The sequence below is a fragment of the Rhizobium aouanii genome (assembly GCF_037002925.1).
Lineage (GTDB): Bacteria > Pseudomonadota > Alphaproteobacteria > Rhizobiales > Rhizobiaceae > Rhizobium > Rhizobium aouanii.
This window is the reverse complement of the sequence record NZ_JBAMYD010000029.1, coordinates 28,946-50,008: the sequence shown is the minus strand read 5'-3', so window position 1 is coordinate 50,008 and position 21,063 is coordinate 28,946. Positions and strand designations below refer to the sequence as shown.

General features: G+C 61.8%; 18 protein-coding genes. 7 read left to right on the top strand and 11 right to left on the bottom strand.

Going from position 1 to position 21,063, the window contains the following annotated elements; all coding sequences use genetic code 11:
- Positions 1 to 55 precede the first annotated feature (55 nt).
- Positions 56 to 1,213 carry an adenosylhomocysteinase gene (locus tag V8P77_RS32930; RefSeq protein ID WP_335916509.1) on the bottom strand — a complete coding sequence of 386 codons (1,158 nt, stop codon included), beginning with the start codon at positions 1,211 to 1,213 and terminating at the stop codon, positions 56 to 58.
- Positions 1,214 to 1,500: 287 nt separating this feature from the next.
- Complete coding sequence (locus V8P77_RS32925; protein WP_335916508.1) at positions 1,501 to 2,376, bottom strand: LysR substrate-binding domain-containing protein; 876 nt, start codon at positions 2,374 to 2,376, stop codon at positions 1,501 to 1,503.
- A 266-nt stretch (positions 2,377 to 2,642) separates the two neighbouring features.
- Between V8P77_RS32925 and V8P77_RS32920 the strand changes: the two genes are divergently transcribed.
- From V8P77_RS32920 to V8P77_RS32905, 4 genes are all read left to right on the top strand, one after another.
- Positions 2,643 to 3,155, top strand: coding sequence for an NUDIX hydrolase (locus V8P77_RS32920; protein ID WP_335916507.1), 513 nt, complete (start codon positions 2,643 to 2,645; stop codon positions 3,153 to 3,155).
- 62 nt (positions 3,156 to 3,217) lie between these two features.
- Entirely contained in the window at positions 3,218 to 4,717 is a 1,500-nt protein-coding gene (locus V8P77_RS32915; RefSeq protein ID WP_335916506.1) for an inorganic phosphate transporter, read from the top strand.
- A gap of 17 nt (positions 4,718 to 4,734) precedes the next feature.
- A complete protein-coding gene (locus tag V8P77_RS32910; RefSeq protein WP_335916505.1) occupies positions 4,735 to 5,472 on the top strand; it encodes a 16S rRNA (uracil(1498)-N(3))-methyltransferase in 738 nt (245 codons plus the stop codon).
- A 147-nt stretch (positions 5,473 to 5,619) separates the two neighbouring features.
- Positions 5,620 to 6,993, top strand: a complete 1,374-nt coding sequence (locus V8P77_RS32905; protein WP_335916503.1) for a glutamate--cysteine ligase — start codon at positions 5,620 to 5,622, stop codon at positions 6,991 to 6,993.
- Between the two features lie 62 nt (positions 6,994 to 7,055).
- On the opposite strand, the gene V8P77_RS32900 is transcribed toward V8P77_RS32905, so the two are convergent.
- Positions 7,056 to 7,940, bottom strand: a complete 885-nt coding sequence (locus V8P77_RS32900) for a hypothetical protein (protein ID WP_335916502.1) — start codon at positions 7,938 to 7,940, stop codon at positions 7,056 to 7,058.
- Between the two features lie 195 nt (positions 7,941 to 8,135).
- Between V8P77_RS32900 and V8P77_RS32895 the strand changes: the two genes are divergently transcribed.
- The gene (locus V8P77_RS32895) at positions 8,136 to 8,996 is read left to right on the top strand and encodes a DUF937 domain-containing protein (RefSeq protein WP_335916501.1); all 861 of its coding nucleotides are present in this window, start codon (positions 8,136 to 8,138) and stop codon (positions 8,994 to 8,996) included.
- 204 nt (positions 8,997 to 9,200) lie between these two features.
- On the opposite strand, the gene V8P77_RS32890 is transcribed toward V8P77_RS32895, so the two are convergent.
- The gene (locus V8P77_RS32890) at positions 9,201 to 9,500 is read right to left on the bottom strand and encodes a DUF1127 domain-containing protein (RefSeq protein WP_335916499.1); all 300 of its coding nucleotides are present in this window, start codon (positions 9,498 to 9,500) and stop codon (positions 9,201 to 9,203) included.
- A 213-nt stretch (positions 9,501 to 9,713) separates the two neighbouring features.
- Between V8P77_RS32890 and V8P77_RS32885 the strand changes: the two genes are divergently transcribed.
- Positions 9,714 to 10,670 carry a LysR substrate-binding domain-containing protein gene (locus V8P77_RS32885; RefSeq protein ID WP_038614725.1) on the top strand — a complete coding sequence of 319 codons (957 nt, stop codon included), beginning with the start codon at positions 9,714 to 9,716 and terminating at the stop codon, positions 10,668 to 10,670.
- A gap of 6 nt (positions 10,671 to 10,676) precedes the next feature.
- On the opposite strand, the gene V8P77_RS32880 is transcribed toward V8P77_RS32885, so the two are convergent.
- The 6 genes from V8P77_RS32880 to V8P77_RS32855 all read right to left on the bottom strand — a co-directional run bounded on the left by V8P77_RS32880 (position 10,677) and on the right by V8P77_RS32855 (position 18,777).
- Positions 10,677 to 11,318, bottom strand: a complete 642-nt coding sequence (locus tag V8P77_RS32880; protein ID WP_335916494.1) for a TetR family transcriptional regulator — start codon at positions 11,316 to 11,318, stop codon at positions 10,677 to 10,679.
- 213 nt (positions 11,319 to 11,531) lie between these two features.
- Positions 11,532 to 14,579 (bottom strand): autotransporter outer membrane beta-barrel domain-containing protein, encoded by a 3,048-nt coding sequence (locus tag V8P77_RS32875; RefSeq protein ID WP_335916493.1) that lies wholly within the window; start codon positions 14,577 to 14,579, stop codon positions 11,532 to 11,534.
- Between the two features lie 378 nt (positions 14,580 to 14,957).
- Positions 14,958 to 15,374, bottom strand: coding sequence for an MAPEG family protein (locus tag V8P77_RS32870; RefSeq protein WP_335916492.1), 417 nt, complete (start codon positions 15,372 to 15,374; stop codon positions 14,958 to 14,960).
- A gap of 190 nt (positions 15,375 to 15,564) precedes the next feature.
- Positions 15,565 to 16,119 (bottom strand): hypothetical protein, encoded by a 555-nt coding sequence (locus tag V8P77_RS32865; protein WP_335916491.1) that lies wholly within the window; start codon positions 16,117 to 16,119, stop codon positions 15,565 to 15,567.
- Positions 16,120 to 16,121: 2 nt separating this feature from the next.
- Positions 16,122 to 17,606 carry an IMP dehydrogenase gene (gene guaB / locus V8P77_RS32860; RefSeq protein WP_335916489.1) on the bottom strand — a complete coding sequence of 495 codons (1,485 nt, stop codon included), beginning with the start codon at positions 17,604 to 17,606 and terminating at the stop codon, positions 16,122 to 16,124.
- Positions 17,607 to 17,784: 178 nt separating this feature from the next.
- On the bottom strand, positions 17,785 to 18,777 hold the full coding sequence (locus V8P77_RS32855) for an MBL fold metallo-hydrolase (protein ID WP_335916488.1): 993 nt from the start codon (positions 18,775 to 18,777) through the stop codon (positions 17,785 to 17,787).
- Between the two features lie 260 nt (positions 18,778 to 19,037).
- Between V8P77_RS32855 and V8P77_RS32850 the strand changes: the two genes are divergently transcribed.
- Positions 19,038 to 20,462 carry a DHA2 family efflux MFS transporter permease subunit gene (locus V8P77_RS32850; RefSeq protein ID WP_335916487.1) on the top strand — a complete coding sequence of 475 codons (1,425 nt, stop codon included), beginning with the start codon at positions 19,038 to 19,040 and terminating at the stop codon, positions 20,460 to 20,462.
- Between the two features lie 110 nt (positions 20,463 to 20,572).
- On the opposite strand, the gene V8P77_RS32845 is transcribed toward V8P77_RS32850, so the two are convergent.
- Positions 20,573 to 20,956: a VOC family protein gene (locus tag V8P77_RS32845; RefSeq protein ID WP_335916486.1), complete on the bottom strand. Its 384-nt coding sequence runs from the start codon at positions 20,954 to 20,956 to the stop codon at positions 20,573 to 20,575.
- Positions 20,957 to 21,063 lie beyond the last annotated feature (107 nt).

Genomic DNA, 21,063 nt, shown 5'->3' with positions numbered 1-21,063 from the left:
AAAGTGTTACAGCTCCTTTGCGCGTCTGAAAGACCGCGGCGCTGTAATCGCCGCTTCAGCGCGCCAGATCGAGGTAAGCGTCCGCCACCATCGCATCGATATCGGAGGGCACAGGCACGATGCAGGATTGGGCGTCGGCTTCGCCCTTGGCGATGCGTTCCAAGCAGCGGGCCTGAAGGGTGAAGCCGAGATCCATCGATTCGACAGTATTGCCGAGCGGCCGCGGGCCGGCGAGATTGGCCATGTGGCCGCCGCCGAGCACATGGAAGGAGCGGCCGTTGCTGAGATGGAAGGTCTCGATGTTATCGGCCTCGTAGCGGTCGATGCCGGTGACATCGGGATGGCGGCGGAAGGCGTCGACATCGATCTCATGCGGGAAATGGCCGCCATTCATCAGGATCGCGCCATCCTTGACGAGCGGCAGGTCGGCCGCCGTCACGATAGTGGCAAGACCCGTGACGGTGACGATGATGTCGGCCGAGCGGATCGCCGCGTCGCGCAGCGGCGTGACGAAGCCGTCGAGATGAGCCTCGAGCGTCGTCACCGGATCGATATCGACGACGCTGACGGTGGAAAAGGCATTGCGGAAACAGGCAGCCGTGCCCTTGCCGCAGGCGCCGTAGCCGAAGACCGTCACGCGCTTGCCGTTGGTGGAGCGGTTGGTGAAGCGCAGGTAGCTTTCGAACAGGCTCTGGCCGACGGCATGCCTGTTTTCGGCGAACTGCTTGATCGGGCTGTCGTTGATGACGAGGATCGGCATGTTCAGGCGCTCGCGCAGCGGCAGCAGCCGGGTGCGGCCGGAGGTGGTTTCCTCGGTGCCGCCGCGGAGATTGGCGTAGGGTTTTTCCGCCGCGATGGCGAAAAGATCGCCGCCATTGTCGAGCAGTAGATCCGGCTTTTCGGCGATCACTGCTTCGAGGCTCTGATGATGAGCGGCAGGATCGGTCGTCTGCGTGGCAAAAACCGTGATGCTTTGGGAACGTAGGAACTCGACGGTCGAAGGCTGGGTGCTGTTGAGATTGCCGGTGCAGACGAGGCGCGCGCCGCCGGCGCGAAGCGTCATCAGCAGCGCCACCGTCTTCGGCTCCAGATGGATGCCGGTGCCGATCGACAGGCCCTCGAACGGACGCGTCCGCTCGAATTCGGCCGCCGTCGCCTTGAGCAGCCGACAGCCGTTGCCGATCCAGTCGATGCGGGTTGCGCTCTTTTCCATCATCTCTTTCCTATTTGCGTGTTGGTGCTGATTTAGCGGAACAACAGGGCTGCGAATATGGAAGTAATTCTGGCGAAGGGGCAGAAAATCTGCCCTTTCAGGCCGGTGTCCGGTGCCCCTCATCCGGCTGCCGCCACCTTCTCCCCGTAAACGGGGCGAAGGGACATGCCGCGCCCTCTCCGTTCCCCGCTCACCTCTCGCAGGGCACGTCCCCTCTCCCCGTTTTTTACGGGGAGAGGGTTAGGGTGAGGGGCAGCCTTCGGCGCGAACCGAACAGCCGTATTCTGTCAGGCCGGTGTCCCACAACGTAGCAACCAGCCGGACAGGGCCGCAAAGGCCGGCCGTTTCGCATCCGGCGTGCGGCAGCAGAGGCTGTAGCCCGATGGCCGGGAGATGAAGCCATAGGGCGCGACCAGATGCCCGCGCTGAAGATCGTCCTCGATCGAAGCGCGTGGCGCAAGCGCGATGCCTAGGCCGGAGCGGGCAGCACCCAGTGCCAGCAGCAGATCTTCGAATTCTTGGGCGCGGGAAAAGACGATCGGCGGCGTGCCGCTTTCGGCGAACCATTCGTCCCAGAGCTTCGGCACGCTGCGGCTGGCGAGCATCGTCAGCGTGCCCATCGCCGCCGGGTCGCGCGACAGTGTCGCGGCAAGCGAAGGCGTCGCGACCGGGCCGAATTCGTCCTCCATGAACCGCAGGGCGGCAATGCCCGCAGCTGGACGGTATTCGCCGCCCATGATCATAGCGTCCAATTCGGGGTGCATCTGCAGCGATTCGACCATGGTCATCGGTACGATGTCGATGGTATCGCCGAGGCTCGCTTGCATGTCTGCCACGCGCGGCATCAGCCACCAGATTGCAAAGGCGGAGGGCACCCCGACCCGAATGCGGCCCGGCACGACGCCTTCGAACTCCGAAGCGGCGCGCTGCAGAATGTCGAAAGCCGCGCTCGCGGCGGCGGCAAAAGCGCTTGCCTGCAAGGTCGGAACCAGCCGGCGGCCGTCACGCAGGAAGAGCTTGCGGCCGAAATGATTCTCCAGCGTGACGATCTGCTGGCGTACGGCGCCGCGCACCACATTCAGCTCTTCGGCAGCCTTCAGAATGCTGCCGTGTCGGCAGACGGCCTCGAAGGCGCGGACAGCGTTGAGCGGTGGAAGACGCATGGGGACGACATTCTCAAAATCAATAGTGGATCACTAGATCTCGCCATTGAACGAAAGGCAAGATCACGCCATATTGTACAGCTGTGCAATATGGCGCGTTCGAGACAGGCCGTGACGGATTTTCCGAACCTGTCCCAACTTGATTCCCCTATGAACGGCGATCAAATCGCGTTTCGAATCGTCCTGCGTCTTTTGGTTTGTGTAAGCTTTCCGTGATATACGTATATGAGTGATTCCTAACGACGACTGCGAAGGTGACCCGACCATTGACTCTTCTCGCCCGACTGGCTTCCGATGTGCAACTGATGTTCCGGCGTCCGCCGCGACAGCAATACGGCGCGCTCTGCTATCGGGTGAAGAAGAAGAGCGGCGAGGTCGAGGTGCTGTTGATGACGAGCCGCGACACCGGCCGCTGGGTCATTCCCAAGGGATGGCCGATGGCGCGCAAATGCGCCCATGAGGTCGCGATGCAGGAAGCCTTCGAGGAAGCGGGCGTCCGCGGCGTCGTCGAAACCGAGACGCTCGGCGCCTACACTTATCCGAAGGTGCTGCGCGACGGGGTGCAGGTGATCTGCAAGGTGCAGGTCTATGCGCTCGAAGTCACCGACATGGCGAAGAACTTCAAGGAAAAAGGCGAGCGCCGCATCGAATGGGTTTCGTTCGATGAGGCGGCGATGCGAGTGCGCGAACCGGAGCTCCGCCACCTTTTCCTCGCCTTCAAGCAAATAATGACCGACAGGCTTTCGGCCAAGGCAGCGAAGCAAATTCCAGCGGAATGAATCCTGCCATCTTGCGCTGCTAGGAAAGCAGCGTAGAAGCAGCTTTATCCGCAGGAAAAAGAATGCCGCCACGTCCCGTAGTTCTCACGAAACGCACGCTCGACAAAGACCTCGACAAGATCACCCATGTCGAGGACGCGGCGAAGCACGTGTTACGGCGGCTGGTGACGCCCGGTCTCGGATTGATCTTCGTCGGTCTGGCCATGCTCTTTGCCGGCGTCTATGTGTTCGACCAGCCGGGAGCGGTGCTCGTCATGGCGGCGGCAGCCCTTGCCGGCTACATGGCGATGAATATCGGCGCCAATGATGTGACCAACAATGTCGGGGCCGCCGTCGGCGCGCGCGCCATGACGATGGGGCAGGCGCTGGTCATCGCCGCGATTTTCGAGGTGCTTGGCGCCACGGTCGCCGGCGGCGACGTCGTCAAGACGATTTCCACAAACCTCGTCGATACGGTGCATGTGCCGCAGGCGATCATGGGCTGGATCATGATGGCGGCGCTGACGGCCGCCGCCCTCTGGATCAATCTCGCAACCTGGATGAAGGCGCCGGTTTCCACCACCCATGCGATCGTCGGGGCGGTGATCGGCGCCGGCATTTCAGCGGTCGGGCCGGAGCCGGTGAACTGGCGGGTGATGCTGGAGATCACCTCGAGCTGGATCACCTCGCCGCTGATCGGTGGGCTGATTGCGGCCGGGCTGCTTTATCTCGTCAAGACCCTGATCATCTATCGCGACGACAAGATCGCGGCCGCACGGCGCTGGGTGCCGGTGCTGGTCGCGGTGATGGCCGGCGGCTTCATGGCCTATATGGTGCTGCAGCTGTCGCCCACGGGCAAATTTCAGTCTTTCACCATTATCCTCATCGGGATCGGCATCGGGCTGGTGAGCTGGCTTGCCTCTCGACCGCTCGTTCTCGCCCAAGCGCGGGATCTCGAAAACCGCAACAGCTCGCTGCGGACGCTGTTCCGATTGCCGCTCATCGGCTCTGCGGCGCTGCTGTCCTTCGCGCATGGCGCCAACGACGTTTCAAACGCGGTCGGGCCGCTTTCGGCGATCGTCCATTCGGTCAGCATCGGCGGCGACGGCGGCGTCGGGCATCCGCCGCTCTGGGTGATGCTGATCGGCGCCTTCGGCATCTCCGTCGGCCTGCTGCTCTTCGGGCCGCGCCTCATCCGCCTGGTCGGCGAGGAGATCACCAAGCTCAATCCGATGCGGGCCTATTGCGTCGCGCTGTCGACCGCCTTTACCGTCATCGTCGCCTCCTGGCTCGGCCTGCCGGTCAGCACCACGCATATCGCCGTCGGCGCCGTTTTCGGCGTGGGGTTCTTCCGCGAATGGTACACGCGCCATTCGAAGGCCCGCATCGCCTATATAAGGCGCAAGGCCGAGAGCTTCGATATCGACGAGCCGGAAGAGCCGAATATCCACGAGAGGAGGCGGCGCTATCTCGTGCGTCGTTCGCATTTCATGACGATCGTCGCCGCCTGGATCGTTACCGTGCCGGTTTCGGCAGCGCTTGCGGCAATGATTTATTGGGTTATGTTCGCGCTCTTCGTCTGAGATCCCGAGTTTTTTAAATGCGCGCCAATTTCCGTATGCAACGGCTCTTCGTCGACGCGCCGCTTTCCAGCGGCGCCGTGGTGGAGGCCAATGCCGATCAGTTCAACTATCTCGGCAATGTGCTGAGGATGGAGGAAGGTGGCGAGATCCTGCTCTTCAACGGCCGCGACGGCGAGTGGAAGGCAACGCTTACCTTCCCCACGCGCAAACGCATCCTTTTGACGGCAACCGAAGAGACGCGGCCGCAGCCGCAACCTTGCGACCTGCACTATCTCTTTGCGCCGCTCAAGGTCGGCCGGATGGACTACCTCGTGCAGAAGGCGGTCGAAATGGGAGCCGGCCTGCTGCAGCCGGTCATGACCCAGCACGTCCAGGGCAAGATCACCAATCTCGACAAGCTGCGCGCCAACGTCGTCGAGGCGGCGGAGCAATGCGGCATCCTCGGCATTCCCAATGTGGCCGAGCCGGTGAGGCTTCTCGACCTGCTCGACCGCTGGCCGAGCGAGCGCCGCATCATCTATTGCGACGAGGGCGACGCCGGGCAAAACCCGCTGCCGGTGCTCTCGGCGATCAAGGAAAGACATCTCGCTCTGCTCGTCGGGCCGGAAGGCGGCTTTTCGGAAGAAGAACGGGCGCGGCTTCGAAGCCTCGATTTCGTCACCGCCATTCCGCTCGGGCCGCGCATCCTGCGGGCCGATACGGCAGCCGTTGCGGCCCTGGCGGTGGTGCAGGCGGCGATCGGCGACTGGAATTGACCTCGAAAACGGGTTGACATGGAAATCGGCGCTATTTTTTTGATGCGTCGTTGAAAGAATTTCACTTGCAACATAGGTGGCTTGGGTCCAAATCACCCTTCCAATTGCCCGGCCCCCTGGGCGCCTTTTTGAATACAGGTATCCCGCATGGCCCGCGACACTACCGACCAGACACCGCTCTCTTCGGTCCAAGATCTGACCGATTATATCGCCGCGGGCAACAAGCCGCGGGAGCGCTTCCGGATCGGCACCGAACACGAGAAATTCGCCTTCTTTCGCGCCGACAACAGCCCGGTTCCCTATTTCGGCGATTCCAGCATTTCGGCCCTCCTGACCGGCCTGCAGAAAAAAAGCGGCTGGGAGCCGATCACCGACGGCGGCAACATCATCGGCCTTGCCGAGCAGAACGGCATGGGCGCGATCTCGATCGAGCCCGGCGGCCAGTTCGAACTCTCCGGCGCACCGCTGGAGACGATCCATGAGACCTGTCGGGAATCGAACCAGCATCTGGCGACGCTGCGCGAAATCGCCGAACCGATGGGCATCCGCTTCCTCGGCATCGGCGGCAGCCCGAAATGGACCTATGCGGAAACCCCGCAAATGCCGAAATCACGCTATGAGATCATGACTCGCTACATGCCGAAGGTCGGCACCCAGGGTCTCGATATGATGTATCGCACCTGCACGATCCAGGTGAATCTCGACTTCTCCTCGGAAGCCGACATGCGCAAGAAGATGCGCGTCTCTATGAAACTGCAATCGCTGGCGACCGCTCTGTTTGCATCCTCGCCCTTCACCGAGGGCAAGCCGAACGGGCTGCTCTCCTGGCGCGGCGATATCTGGCGCGATGTCGACAACCGGCGCGCCGGCCTGCTCGATTTCACCTTCCGCGATGATTTCGGCTTCCGCGACTATGCCGAATGGGCGCTCGATGCGCCGATGTATTTCATCGTCCGCGACGGCCGCTATCACGACTGTACCCATGTCACCTTCCGCCAGTTCATAAACGGCGCACTGAAGGGCGAGGTCGCCGATCCGGCGCCGACCATGGGTGACTGGACGAACCATCTTTCGACACTCTTTCCCGACGTGCGGCTGAAGCGTTTCCTCGAAATGCGCGGCGCCGACGGCGGCCCGTGGCGGCGCATCTGTGCGCTTCCGGCCTTCTGGGTCGGCCTGCTCTACGACGATGCCGCACTCGAAGCCGCCGATGAGCTGACGAAGGATTGGGGCTTTGCCGAGGTCCAGGCACTGCGCAACGCCGTTCCCGCCGAAGGGTTGAAGGCGCAATTCCGCGGGCACCCGCTCTTCGACATGGCGCGCGAGGTGATCGGCATATCACGGGCCGGCCTCAAGGCGCGAGGCAGGCTCAACCGGGAAGGCCAGGACGAGAGCATCTTCTTGGCGCCGCTCGAAGAGGTGCTCGCCAAGAAGGCGACGCTCGCCGAGGATCTGCTGTCGCTCTACCACGGCCGCTGGCAGGGCTCGGTGGAACCGGTGTTCGAGGACTATCAGTACTGAGCCTGAGCCCCTGAATTCCTAAATCGGAATCGATTCAAGGAATATGCAGTAGCAAGCTGTGGTCACGGCGCCTTCGCGCGCTTCCTGGCTTCGCGCGATCTTGCCGTGCGGCGGGCGGGCCTTAGTTCCTCGATCGTCGGCAGCCACCACTCGGCATCCTGAACTGGCGGCGGCTTCGCAGGCCAGGTGCGGACGAGTTCTTCCAATGTGGGCACCCGCCAATATCCCCAGACATGATCCTCGGTCACGCCGGGATAGAAGTCCGTCACGACGTTCGGGTCGACCAGTTCACCGGAGATTTCGGTGAAGACGACGATTCCATAGGCGGTGACCACCGGACGGCCTATCGGCGGCAAGTCGTCGCTCTGAAGCGGGTAGCGATGACGCTTCCGTTCCGCAGAGCGGAGCTTGCTGCGCACATCCTGTTCTGTTCCCTTCCGCTCCTCGGCTCGACGTCGTCTTTCTTCCGGCTCGTTTCTGCGCGCCGCCGCCTCGATCTCCGGCCACCGGCGTCTGAGTTCCTCATAGGACCGGAAGGGAACCTGCCAAATCTTGAGATCGCCGTCCCATCGCGAGAATGGCACCTCGCGCAGCTCGTCGACGACGGTCTTCGAATACGGCGTGCGGATTCGAAAGCCTGCCTTGCCGAGTTCAAGGTAAGGACTGTCGATGGGATCGAAGGCGAAGGCGTCGCGGCCCTTCGCATCGGCATGGGCGTCGGCTTCAGCCTCCATCTCGGCAAGCCATTGCCCGATGCGGCGGGACGCCGTCCGCCCCGGAACGAACCAGGCCTTGCGGGCATCACTCCAGCGGGCACGGGGAAAGCGTCTTCGGAATCGTTCGACGGTCATCCTGTCATAGGGGAAGGAAATGTCGGCGCCCGGCTTCGCACCGTCTTCACTCGGCGGCGCCTCGTCGTGACCCGTGGAGGATTTGGTTTCGGCCATGGAAGAAGAACGCCGGCGCGCAGGGATCGGTTTCCGGTGAGGATAGCATATAGGCCGACGGAGGGTGACGGCCGCCGTAGTTATGGCCCTTTCGCGTCATCAGGCTAAGTTCTTATGGCAAAAAGCCGTTTGCGCATTGCCATTTCCGGTTATAGTGGCGTTACAACGCATCACGACCGGGGGAAAGGGACTTCCATGCTGCCACTCTTCGACATGATGATGCAGGCGCAGAACGGCGCGGCGATGGAGGCGATCGCCCGGCAATTCAACCTCGCGCAAGAACAGGCGACGAAGGCGATGGCGGCACTGATGCCGGCCTTTTCCGCCGGGCTGAAGCGCAGCACCAGCAATCCCTATGATTTCGTCGGGCTGATGCAGGCGGTCTCCTCCGGCAATTATGCGCGATATTTCGAGGATATGAACCGGGCCTTCACGCCGGAGGGTATTTCCGACGGCAACAACATCCTTGCCCAACTCTTCGGCTCGAAGGAGGTTTCGCGCGCGGTCGCCGCCCAGGCGGCGCAGATGACCGGGATCGGCCAGGACATTTACAAGCGGATGCTGCCGGTGCTGGCCGATACGCTGATGGGCGGGCTGTTCAAGCAGACGACCGGTCAGATGGCCGCGCCGGTCAACCCCTTCGTCAACACCGCGATGGGCGAGACCATCCAAAAATGGCTTGAGAGTACCGGCTTCGCGCCGAAGCCGACCCCGGAGCCCAGCGTCTTCGACAATCCTTTTACGCAGGCGATGCAGCAGATGTTTTCGGCGCCGAAGCCTGCGCCAACGCAGACGCCGAACCCCTTCCTCGACAATCCATTCGCCAAGGCCTTCCAGGAGATGATGGGCGGGCTCGGCCAGCAGCCGGCGGCCCCGACCAAGGCCAAGACGCCGGAGGGGCCGAAGGAAGAGGCGAAGGTCAATGCCGACAGCTATACCGAGATGCTGAACGCCATGTTCGACAGCGGACTGGAAGTGCAGAAAAACTACCAGCGGAACCTGGAAGCGATCTTCGAAACCTATCGGCCGAAACCCTCCTCGGAAAAGAGCGAATAGCGCTCTAAGGCGCGTCGCGATCTTTCAGATTCGCTTGCCGCTTTAGGTCCGTGGTTTCTCGCATGTCGTTATCGCAAAACCGCGGCACGCTTTTGCGCGACATGCTTTCGCGCATAAAAAAACCCGGAGATGGCTTGGGAAAGCCGATCACCGGGTCAAGCGGCAGGGCTATTGGCTATCACCCTGCGGGGAAACTCGACGCTCCTACTCTTCGTGGGAGCGGAAGAACGACAGGCGCCAGCGATTGCGCGCCGAACGTGTCAGCTGTTCCGACGGGTCCTCGAAGAAGGTCGACGCCAGGAACGCGGAGGTCAGGTCGGCCCGGGTAAGGCCGATATCCCTCAGCTGCGTGTCGTTCAGATCGTGCAGCGTGTTGATCTCCATGCGATTGCGGAACCCGCGAAAGAGGGAGGTCAACGGTGCGAGGCCTGCTGCCAGACGCTGGGGAAACGTCGGGGTGAGCTTGCCGCAGTCGAGTTCTATTGTCCGGTCTGTCATGCGCATGGGACTCTCCTTTCTTTCGATTTTTTTCAGGCGCGCAACAACCCACCCTCCCCGCGAGGTCGTGCGGGAAGGAGCAAGGCTGAATTGGCTCGGACAGGCAGGGCGTCTGTCCTTCACTTTGCTTGATTTGCATCCCGAAGATGCCAAAGACCTATTGATCAGTCCAACGAATGTTTCTAATGATTATCATCAGCTATCTTTATGGGTGACAACATGTCCGCGCCTCTTGATCTCGACCAATTGCAGACTTTCATCGCCATCGTCGATTCCGGCAGCTTCACCAAGGCCGCCGACAGGGTCTACAAGACCCAATCGGCCGTCTCCATGCAGATGCGCCGTCTCGAGGAGCGCATCGGCAAGCAGCTGTTCATCAAGGACGGCCGCGGCAACCGGCTGACGGTCGAGGGCGAAAAGCTGCTCAACTATGCCCGGCGCATCATCCGCCTCAACAATGAGGCGATCGCGGCCTTCGACGACAACAGACTGGAGGGGATGCTGCGCATCGGCACGCCGGACGACTATGCCGACCGCTACATGCCCGAAATCATCGGCCGCTTCGCCAAGACGCATCCGAATGTCGAGCTCTATATCGTCTGCGAGCCCTCGGTGGATCTTGCCGAACGCATGCATAAAGGCGAGCTCGACATCGCGCTCGTCACCCACAATCCGCGCGAGCGCATGTCCGATGTGGTGAGAACCGAGCCGCTCTGCTGGGTGGGTTCGGCCAACCATCCGATCCGCGACGACGCGCCGGTGCCGCTTGCCGTCGGCCGGCGCGACTGCCAGTGGCGCCAGCTCGCCTGCTCGGCGCTCGATGCTGTGGGACGCGAGCACCAGATCCTGTTCACCAGCTGGTCCTGCACCGTCGTTGCCGCTGCCGTGCTTGCCGGCATGGCGGTTTCGGTAATGCCGGAATCGGCGCTGCGGACGGGCATGAAGGTGCTGAGCCAGGCGGACGGCTTCCCGGCGCTGCCGCCGGTGCAGATCGGCATCATGAAGCGACCGGGGGTTTCGCTCTCGCTGATGAACGCGATCACCGCGCATATCACCGCCTGCCTCGACAATATCACGCCGACTGTCGTCGACGACAGCCTCGAGGCGGACGTCAAATCCGCCCAGGCGCGCCTTTATCCGCGGCTGAAGGCGGCCAATATGGTCCCAAGCTGGTAGTAGCTCTCAGGCGGCGCGCGGCAGGGTCCCGGCGAAAAGGGAGGCGCGGATGACGCGCTTCCACTCATCGAGCATACGCCGCGCCAAGGCCTCGTCGCTGACGGCCGCAAGCCGGATGACGGCGCCGATCAGGTGGCTGAACAGGTAAGTGCGCGCATACATTTCTTCGTCGCAAAGGTCGGGAGCCAACTGACGCACGGCGTCATGGAAGATGCCGGCGACGTGACCGCTGTGCTCGATATTCAGCTGCAATAGATCCTGATCGGTCTCCGTTCCCATCCAGACGCCGAGATAAACGGGATCGTCGTGGTAGGAATCGTAATACCAGTCGATGGTGGCGCAGACAACGTCCAGCGCCTGGTCGAGTGACTGTACGTCGGCAAACATTGCAGCCATCTTCGCCTGGATCGCCGAGGCGTGCTGATCGAATAGGGCTTTGACGATCGCCGCCTTCTCCGGGAAATACTGGTAGACCGAACCGATCGGCACCTTGGCGGCGATGGCGAGTTCCGTCATCCGCATGGCGCTGACGCCCTTTTCGGCGATGATCTTGGCGGCGGCGGCGAGAATGAGGTCCAGCCTCTGGATGCTGCGCTCCTGCTTCGGCTTCCTGCGCAAGCCGATCCGATCCATGCTTTCCGCGCCCATGTCGTTCCCATTCTTTTTGTTCGCGGCGGAAGGCATGACATGCAGGTCTTCATCGGCCGTAAATGGAAACACTCGCATTTTAACGACCGGCAAAAGCGTATGAAAAACGGGGCTCTACGGTATTATACTGCAACTCAAAGTGTTGCAATGTCCTTACGCGTCTGAAAAGACGCGGGAGCGCTGCAAAGCATCTCGTATTAAACCGGAACGTTTTTAAAATTTCATCGACAGCGTCGCTTTGGCCCCATGCTGCTGCGCGTTATCGGCAATCTGGCCGGAATAGGCGATGCCGAGGATGGCGCTTCCGGTAAGGTCGAAGTCGAGCCCGGCGTCGAGAACGAAGGCGTTCTCTGCCACCGGTACGCCGGCGACGGTGAACGCGTCGCCTCCGGCAAAAGCATGCGTCGACACCGGATCGATGTCGCCGGCGGCGTGCCGCCAGCCTGACATGCCGCGCAGGGTGGTGTTCGTCTCACCCAGACGGATCTCCATTTCGGCATGCAGGCCAAGCGTGGTGAGCGTGGTGTTGGTCGTGCGGCTGAAGCTGTCGAGCGCAGCAGCCCCACCCTCTTCGGTGAAATCCGCCGTTCGAATGCCCACATGAGCGAGATTGACGAAGGGCTCGAAAGAGGCCGCCGCCGTCTCAAACCGGTAGCCCAGCTCCGCAAACGCCTGCAGCGTGCCGGCCTCGTAGCTCGCCTCCAGCCTGTCCTCGAAGCTTCCGATGGCGACGCGGCGGCCGGTTTCGATCTCGTGCCACGTATGAGCGAGGCCGGAGCGGAAGGCGAGACCGCCCCATTGCGTACCGGCGTAAAGTCCGAGATGATAGTCGTCGCTCGATCCCGATGAGCTTCGATGCCGCGGATCAAATCGGGAATTGCTGTAACCGGCCATCAGTCCGAGCCTGACGTCATCGAACATGGCGTCGACGCCGGCGAGAAACCCGCCCGTCTGGTGGTTGAGGGTGGCGGCATTGCCGTCCGTGCGTGTCTCGCTTGCGCCGCCAAAGGCCATGCTCCAGAAAATCGGCGCGTCCGAAGGATCGGCAGCGATGAGTTCCGGACCGCCCGGCCAGAAAGCCTGAATCGGGATCATGCCGGAACCGGCATCGCCAAACGCCGAACGCAGGCGCTCGTTGGCGGCCTCGCGGACAAAGAGGCTTTGGGTGATCAGCGCGGTTTTGATCGAGGCATGGATTTCACCGGAAAGCGCGTCGTAGCTGGCCTGGATCAGCGGCTCGTTATCGGGCAATGTGACGATGGCGTCGTAGATATCGTTGGCAGTTCCGAGATTCTCTGCAGCCTCTGCCGTGGCAATCTGGTTGCGCGTCCGTGCCATGTCGCTGAAACGCACGTCGTTGCGTTCGATCTCCAGATAGACGTTGTTCAGATCATAGGAGAGATCCGCCGAGAGGAAGGCATAATCGGACGTTACGGCGCCGAATGTTCCGTTGATCCCGCCGGCGGCGGTAAGGATCGTATAGGTGGAGAAAGGCTGGTAGTCGCCATTCATCCCGACATGAGTAACGCTGGCGCCATTGAGGAACGCAATGCCCGCGACCGAGAGGAAATCGCTGGCAGTGCCGCCGGGATCGACCTCAACCTCATAGATGGAACTGGGATCGAAGGTGAGGTTGCCGCCAATGGTCAATGTTCCGATGGAGTTGCCCGGCGCGATGGTGACGCCCGCGCCGGCGGTCACCGTACCGATATGACCCGACCCGGCCAGCGTGCCTCCGGTCATCATCAGGATGCCGCCAAGGCTGCCATTGACGACCAGGCGTCCGTCCGAAACCGTGGTCGTGCCGGCAAAGCCCGAGCTATTGCCGGTCAGAAGCAAGATGCCGCTGCCCAGCATCGTGAAGTCGCCGCTGCCGGAGAGTATGCCGCCATAGGTGGTGTTGCTCGCCTGATCGAGCATGAGTTCGGCGCTACCGATGGCGATCTCGCCGCCGCTTCCCGAAAGCTGCGCCATCGTCAGGTCGAAGCCGCCGAGATCGAGTATGCCGCCATTGACCGCATAGGCGCCATTCTGCACGAAGGCACCGACGCTGCCCGCCTGCAACGTGCCGGCCTCGACCGTCGTCACACCGGTATAGCTGCTGGTGCCCGACAGCGTCAGCGTGCCGGTGCCCTGCTTGGTCAAGCCGCCGGCGCCCTGGAGATCCGTGGCAATGCCGACGGCAAAGCCGTTCGTGTCTATAAAGGCGCCGCCGGCATCAATCGTTACCTCGCCGGCGTTGAAACCGCGCAGGAAATTCGCCTCGTTGCCCGTTGCGCGGAGAATACCGCCATCGACAACGAGGTCCGCGTCACCATCGCCTCTCTCGATATAACCGGTCTCCAGGACGCCGCGCCCGTTTGCGGCACTTCCGGCAATCCGCACAGTTCCCGTGGCGCCCGAATCATCAGCGATGATGACCTCGGAAGCCGAAACCGTGCCGCCATTCTCGACGGTCATACTGCCTGAACCGAATTCACCGACAAACAATGCGCCGGAGTTGATCCAACTCGACCCCGTGCCCGTCACATTGACCACGCCGCTGGCGTTTGAACCAAAGCCGATATAGCCTTCCGTATCGGTGACCGAGCCACCATTCGAAATGGTCAGCGTTCCCGCTCCCGCCTCACCGACCGAGACATAGCTGGAATTGCTCCAGATCGAGTTCGCGCCTGTGACGATGACCTCGCCGATGGCTGTCGTGTCGTTGCTGATAAGCCCGGCAGCGCTGCTGACGGTGCCGCCATTCGAAATAGTCAGAGTGCCGTCGCCGCTGTCGCCGATGTAAAGGTCCTGGGAATTCGTCCAGGTCGAACCACTGCCTGTGACCGTCACCGCGCCGCTGGCGCCTGCGAAATAGCCGATACGCCCGAATATATTGTCGACCGCAGCTCCGTCCTCGATGGTGAGTGTGCCGGTGCCTTGATGGCCGATATAAAGGTCGTCGGAATTGGTCCAGGTCGAGCCTGCCCCCGTGACAGTCACCGTGCCGCTGGCGCCCGGATCGACGCCGAGCACGCCGATGTCATTGCTGACGGCGCCGCCATTGCGGATGATAAGGTCTGCATCGTCGCCATTCTGATCGCCCACGATGAGGTCGGTATTGATTGTCCATGGGCTCGGTTGCGTCCCCGCGCCGGTACCGCCCGGGTCGTTGCCATCGACGATCTCCGTGTCGTTGCCGGTGATGACCTGCGCCCGTCCCGGCCCTGCAGCCAGCACCAGCGCCGCAGTGATTGCCAATCCCGCAAGTCGCAGCATGACCGTCCCATGGATTGCCGCTCCACATACCCTTTCGCCCATGCTCGCTCGCAAATCGTCCCCATTGCTCGCGCAGAAATAGATCAATCAATTTAAATATTAGTAACCATGTCATTGAAATATTCAGCGGCCGCGGGAACAACAGCCATACATCGCACGCCCTGGATGCATGTTTTGACTGATGCTCCAGCCTGCTGAAAACAGTATCGTTGGGAATGACTCAACGTCCGGCGGCCACATTGCCGCCGATGCCGTCATCTGCATCGTCGGCCTGCAAGACTTTGAACTGCCTGCATGATCTTATCCTTAGATTGATCCCGACCTCAGGAATTATGCAGCAGGTGACGGGCCAATGATGGGGCGACGGCGCCTGCCGCCTCAGCTCATCAGCATCCATGCGGCAAGCCAGACCCACATAGCGGCAAGCACCAGGTAACCCGCAGCGAAGATCGGGCTGCGATAACGCAGGTCGTTGCTGGTGACGTGGATGGCGGCGTGGGCGTAGCGCAGGGCGACGAAGGCCCAGGCAAGCCCGACGGTGACGATATTGTCGGCGTCCGTGATATAAAGAAGAATGCAGCAGACATGGAAGAGCACAGGCAGTTCGAACTGGTTGGCGAGGCAGTTCTTGACGGCAAGGCTCTCGGCCGGCTCGCCGCGGTTTTCGCGATAATCCGATTTCGCGATGCTCCCGGCGCGGACCATCTTGGCGCGACGCATGCTCAGAAGCGCATAAAGACCATAGACCAGAGCCACATGGGCAAGCAGTGGCCAGAAGATTTGATAGCCGGTCATATGGCTCGTTCCTTTTGCGCTTCTGCATTCGTTGCGTGCATGACAGCGCCGCGCGTCTTTCCAGACGCGAAAAGACGCTGTAGCACTTTGAATTGCTGCATAATTCCTTAAATCGATTCCGATTTTTAGGGAATTATGCCGTAGCCGAAAGGAGAACCGGACACCAGCGCCGGACAGGCTAAAAGCGGCCTCAGTTCTGGCGCGGCGAGAGCCAGCGCATGACGGTGAGCCGGGCGATGACGATGAAGCAGATGGCGAGGCTTGCGAATTTCAATCGCGTCATCCAGGGCAACAGGTGCGTTGCAAGGCCTGCATACGCGCCGTTGCCGAAGGCGATGAGGCTCGAGATGTTCTCGCCGTAGTCGGCGATGCCGTAGATGAACGGCAGCAGGTAGACCGCCTTGCCAATGACCGGATGCACCGATTGGCCGAACCACGAACCGACGGGACCGAGCCTGAGGAAGGCGAGGAACAGCAGCGCCGTCAGCAATGCCGGAAAGATCAGCTCCGGCCCGAAATACATGGCGCGCAGCAGCCTGCTCGCCGTCGCGTTCTCATCGAGCAGCTTCTGCATGTGGAAGACCGCAGACTCGTCATAACCGGCGAAATAGGTATCGAGCACCGCCTGGCCGGTCTCGTGCTTGAAAGGGACCACGAAGCCCAAGGTCGTCCAGGCGAGCACGGCAAGGCAGAGGGCTGCGAGCAGCGCGACCATCCAGAGAGGAATCCCGCTGGCCGCCTTCATGATCAGAGGCCGGCGCCCGGATAGTTCGGGCTCTCGCGGGTGATCGTCACGTCATGGGCGTGGCTTTCGCGAAGACCGGCACCGGAGATGCGCACGAAAGTGGCTCGCTCCTGGAAATCCTTAAGGTCCTTGCCGCCGACATAGCCCATCGCCGCCTTCAGGCCGCCGGCGAGCTGGTGGATGACGCCCGAGACCGGCCCCTTGTAGGGCACCTGACCTTCGATGCCCTCAGGCACGAGCTTCAGCGTGTCGCGCACCTCGGCCTGGAAGTAACGGTCGGCCGAGCCGCGGGCCATGGCGCCGACGGAGCCCATGCCGCGATAGGCCTTGAAGGAACGGCCCTGGTAGAGATAGACCTCGCCCGGGCTCTCATCGGTGCCGGCTAGCAGCGAGCCGATCATGACCGCGGAAGCGCCGGCGGCGATCGCTTTGGCAAGATCGCCGGAGAACTTGATGCCGCCATCGGCGATGACGGGCACGTCCTGGTCAGTCGCGGCCTGAACCGCCGACATGATCGCGGCAAGCTGCGGCACGCCGACACCGGCGACGATGCGCGTCGTGCAGATCGAACCCGGACCGATACCGACCTTGACGGCGTCCGCGCCGGCATCGATCAGCGCCCTGGTGCCGTCATAGGTGGCGACGTTGCCGGCCATGATGCGCACCGAGTTGGAAAGCTTCTTGACACGGGCGACGGCATCGAGGACGCGCTGCGAATGACCGTGGGCGGTATCGACGACCAGAAGGTCGACGCCGGCCTCGATCAGCCGCTCGGCACGCTCGAAACCGTCATCGCCGACACTGATGGCGGCAGCAGCGCGAAGCCTGCCCTGTGCATCCTTGGAAGCGTTCGGATTCAGCTGCGACTTCTCGATATCCTTGACGGTGATCAGGCCGACACAGCGGCCTTCGGTGTCGACGACCAGCAGCTTCTCGATGCGATGCGAATGCAGCAGGCGCTTGGCCTCCTGCTGATCGACGTTTTCCTTGACGGTGACCAGATTGTCCCTGGTCATCAATTCGTGGATCTTCTGTTCCGGATCGGAAGCAAAGCGGACGTCGCGGTTGGTCAGGATGCCGACGAGGCGGCCGGACTTCTCCACGACAGGGATGCCGGAGATGCTGTAGGACTTCATGAGCCCAAGCGCATCGGCAAGCGTCGCATCGGGGCCGATCGTCACCGGATTGACGACCATGCCGCTTTCAAACTTCTTCACTTGCCGGACCTGCTCGGCCTGCTCGATCGGCGTCAGGTTGCGATGAATGACGCCGAGGCCGCCGGCCTGGGCCATGGCGATCGCCAGGCGGCTCTCGGTGACGGTATCCATGGCGGATGAGATGATCGGGATGTTGAGTTCAAAATCCCGGGCAATGCGGGTAGAGATATTCGTCTGGCCCGGCATGACCTCGGAATGTCCCGGCTGCAGCAGCACGTCGTCGAAGGTAAGCGCGTCTGCGCCGGTTGCCGTTTCAATGATGCGTGCCATGGCCAAATTCCCTCATTTAATAAAAATGCGACCCTGCCCGGAAACGAATCGTCCGCCCCGGCGGTCTGCATGGGTTGCTTGGAAGTTGGCGAGGGCTGGTAACACGTCTATGACAGGAAGGAAATAGCAAAAAGCCCGGCATGTGCGCCGGGCTCGTCATGGCAGCCATGTATCTCGCTCAGATGTCGAATTGATAGGTCTTCGGCACGAAGCGATAGCCGCCATCCTGCTTCTCAGCGAAGCCGACAGCTGGGAACGGCATATGATAGCCGAGGAAGGCGATCTTGTCGGTCGCGATCATGTCGAAAACCCTGCGGCGGCTGGCCGCCGCCTGCGCCTTATCCATATCGAAGCGCACTTCCCAATCCGGGCGCAGCAGCGAGAGGATATAGTGGTTGGCCGTGTCGCCAGCAAGCACCAGGCGCTTACCCTCAGATTCGACGTGGAACACCATATGCCCCGGGCTGTGGCCCGCTGCCAGCACCGCCGTCATGCCGGGCGCGACGCTGTCACCGTCTTTGATGAAGGTGGCTTTTTCGACAAGCGGCGTCACGTTGGCGAGTACGGCCTTATGGCCGCCTTCGGCGGGCGTGCCTTCACGGGCCTTGTTCGACCAGAAATCATACTCTGCCTGGCCGATGACATAGCGGGCATTCTTGAAGGCCGCCGCGCCATTTTCCATCAGGCCGCCGATATGATCTCCGTGCAGGTGGGTGAGCGCCACGATGGTGACATCCTCGGCCGAATACCCCGCCGCCTTCAGACCTTCGGCAAGTTGGCCGGCGCCGCGTGCTCGGCCGGCCGCACCGAAGCCGGTATCGATGAGGATGACATCAGAACCGGTATCGATGAGAGCCGGCGTATAGCCGTTCAGGAACTTGTCAGCCGGTAGGAAGTTTGCGGTGAGCAACGCCTTGACCGTTTCGGGATCCTGATTGGTGCCGAAGGTTTCATACGGCTTTTCGGAGATGTTGATGCCGTCGCGGACGACGGTGAACTGATAGGAACCGAGCTTGAATTGATCGATTTCGGGCAAAGGCGTTCCATCCATATTTTTGGCTTCTCCAGTCGCAGCCGCTTCGGCCTTGTCTCTAAAAATTGCCGGAGCCGCTGCCAAGCCAAGGCCTGCGGCAAAAAGCGTGCGCCGCTTCATTCGCGTCGAAATTGCCATATATCCATTCTCCCATGACGTGCGGTGTGTCGCCGCTCGGCCCCGATGACGTTTCCGGCCGGATTTCTTTCCCCGGCCGGGTAAACATATGTCAATGTTGATAGGCGACGTTGTCGGGCAAGCCGTCTCACGCAGACGTGAAGCAAACGTGTCATCGACCCGAATTGGGACCCGGGTTGGGGGATTGGCAGAACGGGGAAGTGGGACTAAACAGCACGGGCCTTCCCAGCTCCCATCCGCGCCCCTCAAGGCTCCCGCCTATGAATCGCATCGTCCCGCTGATCCTTGCCGTCGCCCTTTTCATGGAACAGATGGATTCGACCGTCATTGCGACGGCGCTGCCGGCGATCGCTAGGGATCTCAATGTCGGGCCGATTACGCTGAAGCTGGCGCTGACTTCCTACATGGTGGCGCTTGCGGTGTTCATCCCGGTTAGCGGCTGGATGGCCGACAGGTTCGGCGCCAAGAAGATCTTTCGCCTTGCCATCTCGGTCTTCGTCATCGGCTCGATTTTCTGCGCGATTTCGTCCAACCTCCTGGAATTCATATTTGCCCGCTTCCTGCAGGGCATGGGCGGCGCGATGATGACGCCGGTCGGCCGCCTCGTGCTGGTGCGCACGACGCAGCGCAGCGACCTGGTCTCGGCCATGGCGCTGCTCACCATCCCCGCGCTTGTCGGCCCGCTCACCGGCCCGCCGCTCGGCGGCTTCATCACCACCTATTTCAGCTGGCACTGGATCTTTCTGATCAACGTGCCGGTCGGCATCATCGGCATCTGGCTTGCGACGATCTTTCTGCCGGAGGTGGAAGCGACGGCGCCGCCGCGGCTCGATGTCACCGGCTTCGTGCTGACCTCGCTTTCGGCCGCGGGCGTCGTCTTCGGCCTGTCGGTGGTCAGTCTGCCGGCCCTGCCGCCGATCATCGGCGTCACCGCCACCTTGATCGGCCTCATCTGCGGTTTCCTCTACGTGCGCCATGCGAAGCGGCATCCGGCGCCGATCCTCAACCTCAATCTGTTCAAGAACCCGACCTTCCGGGCCTCCACCTTGGGCGGCATGCTCTTTCGCATTTGCGTCGGCGCCATGCCCTTCCTGACGCCGCTGATGCTTCAACTCGGCTTCGGGCTGACGCCGTTCCAATCCGGCCTCATCACCTTTGCCGGCGCCATCGGGGCAATCACCACCAAGTTCATGGCGAAACGCGTCTTCGCAGCCGCCGGCTTCCGCACGACGCTTCTCGGCGCCGCCATGGTGACGACACTGGTGACTGTCGCCACCGGCCTGTTCACGCCGTCAACGCCGCATCTCGTCATCATCGGCGTGCTGCTGCTCGGCGGTTTCTCCCGCTCCTTCATGTTCACCGGCGTCAATGCGCTTGCCTTCGCCGACATCGATGATGCCGAAGCCAGCCAGGCGACATCGATGAGTTCGGTAATGCAGCAGGTCAGCCTGGCGCTCGGTGTTGCGGTCGCTGCCGCGATCCTGGAGAGCTCGATCTATTTCCGCGGCGAAGCGCTGCAGGTTGCCGATTTCCACCTCGCCTTCTACATCATTGCCGGACTCACAGTGATTGCGACCATTCCCTTCATCCGGATGGACCGCAATGCCGGCGCGCTCGTTTCCGGCCACCGCTCGAAGGCGATGACGGCGGCAACGGTTGAAGCCGAACAGCAGGCGGTGAAATAAAGCATGTCGCGCAAAAGTGTGCAGCGGTTTTGCGACAACGGCATGCGTAAAAACAAAGACCAAAGCGCGAGGAGCAAATCTGAAAGATTGCGACGCGCTTTTGGCAGCCGCTAGTCCAGGCTTTCGCAGACGGCAGAGAGCTTGTTGCCGTCGAGATCACGGATATAGGCGGCATAGAAATGGGCGTGGTAGGAGCGCAGGCCGGGCCCACCCTCATCCACGGCGCCTGCCGCGATCGCCGCCGCATGGAAGGCATCGACATCGGCCCGCGTTTCGGCCGCAAGCGCGACCATGGCGCCATTGCCTGAGGTCGCCCGGCGGTGATTGAACGGCGTCACCACCCAGAAGCGGCAGCGCGTATCGCCCTCGGCGGAATAGCCGATTTCCTCTTCGGAAGAGCGTTGGCGGCGATAGCCGAGGGGAGACAGCACGGCATCGTAAAAATGCCCTGCGCGGTAAAGGTCGTTGGTTCCGAGCGTGACGTAAAGAAGCATGGGATCGGCGGTTCAAATCCTCACAGCGCCGCGCGTCCTTTCGGACGCACAAAGGACGCGGCAACGCATTCCATTGCTGCCTATCTTATCCTTAAATCGATCCCGAT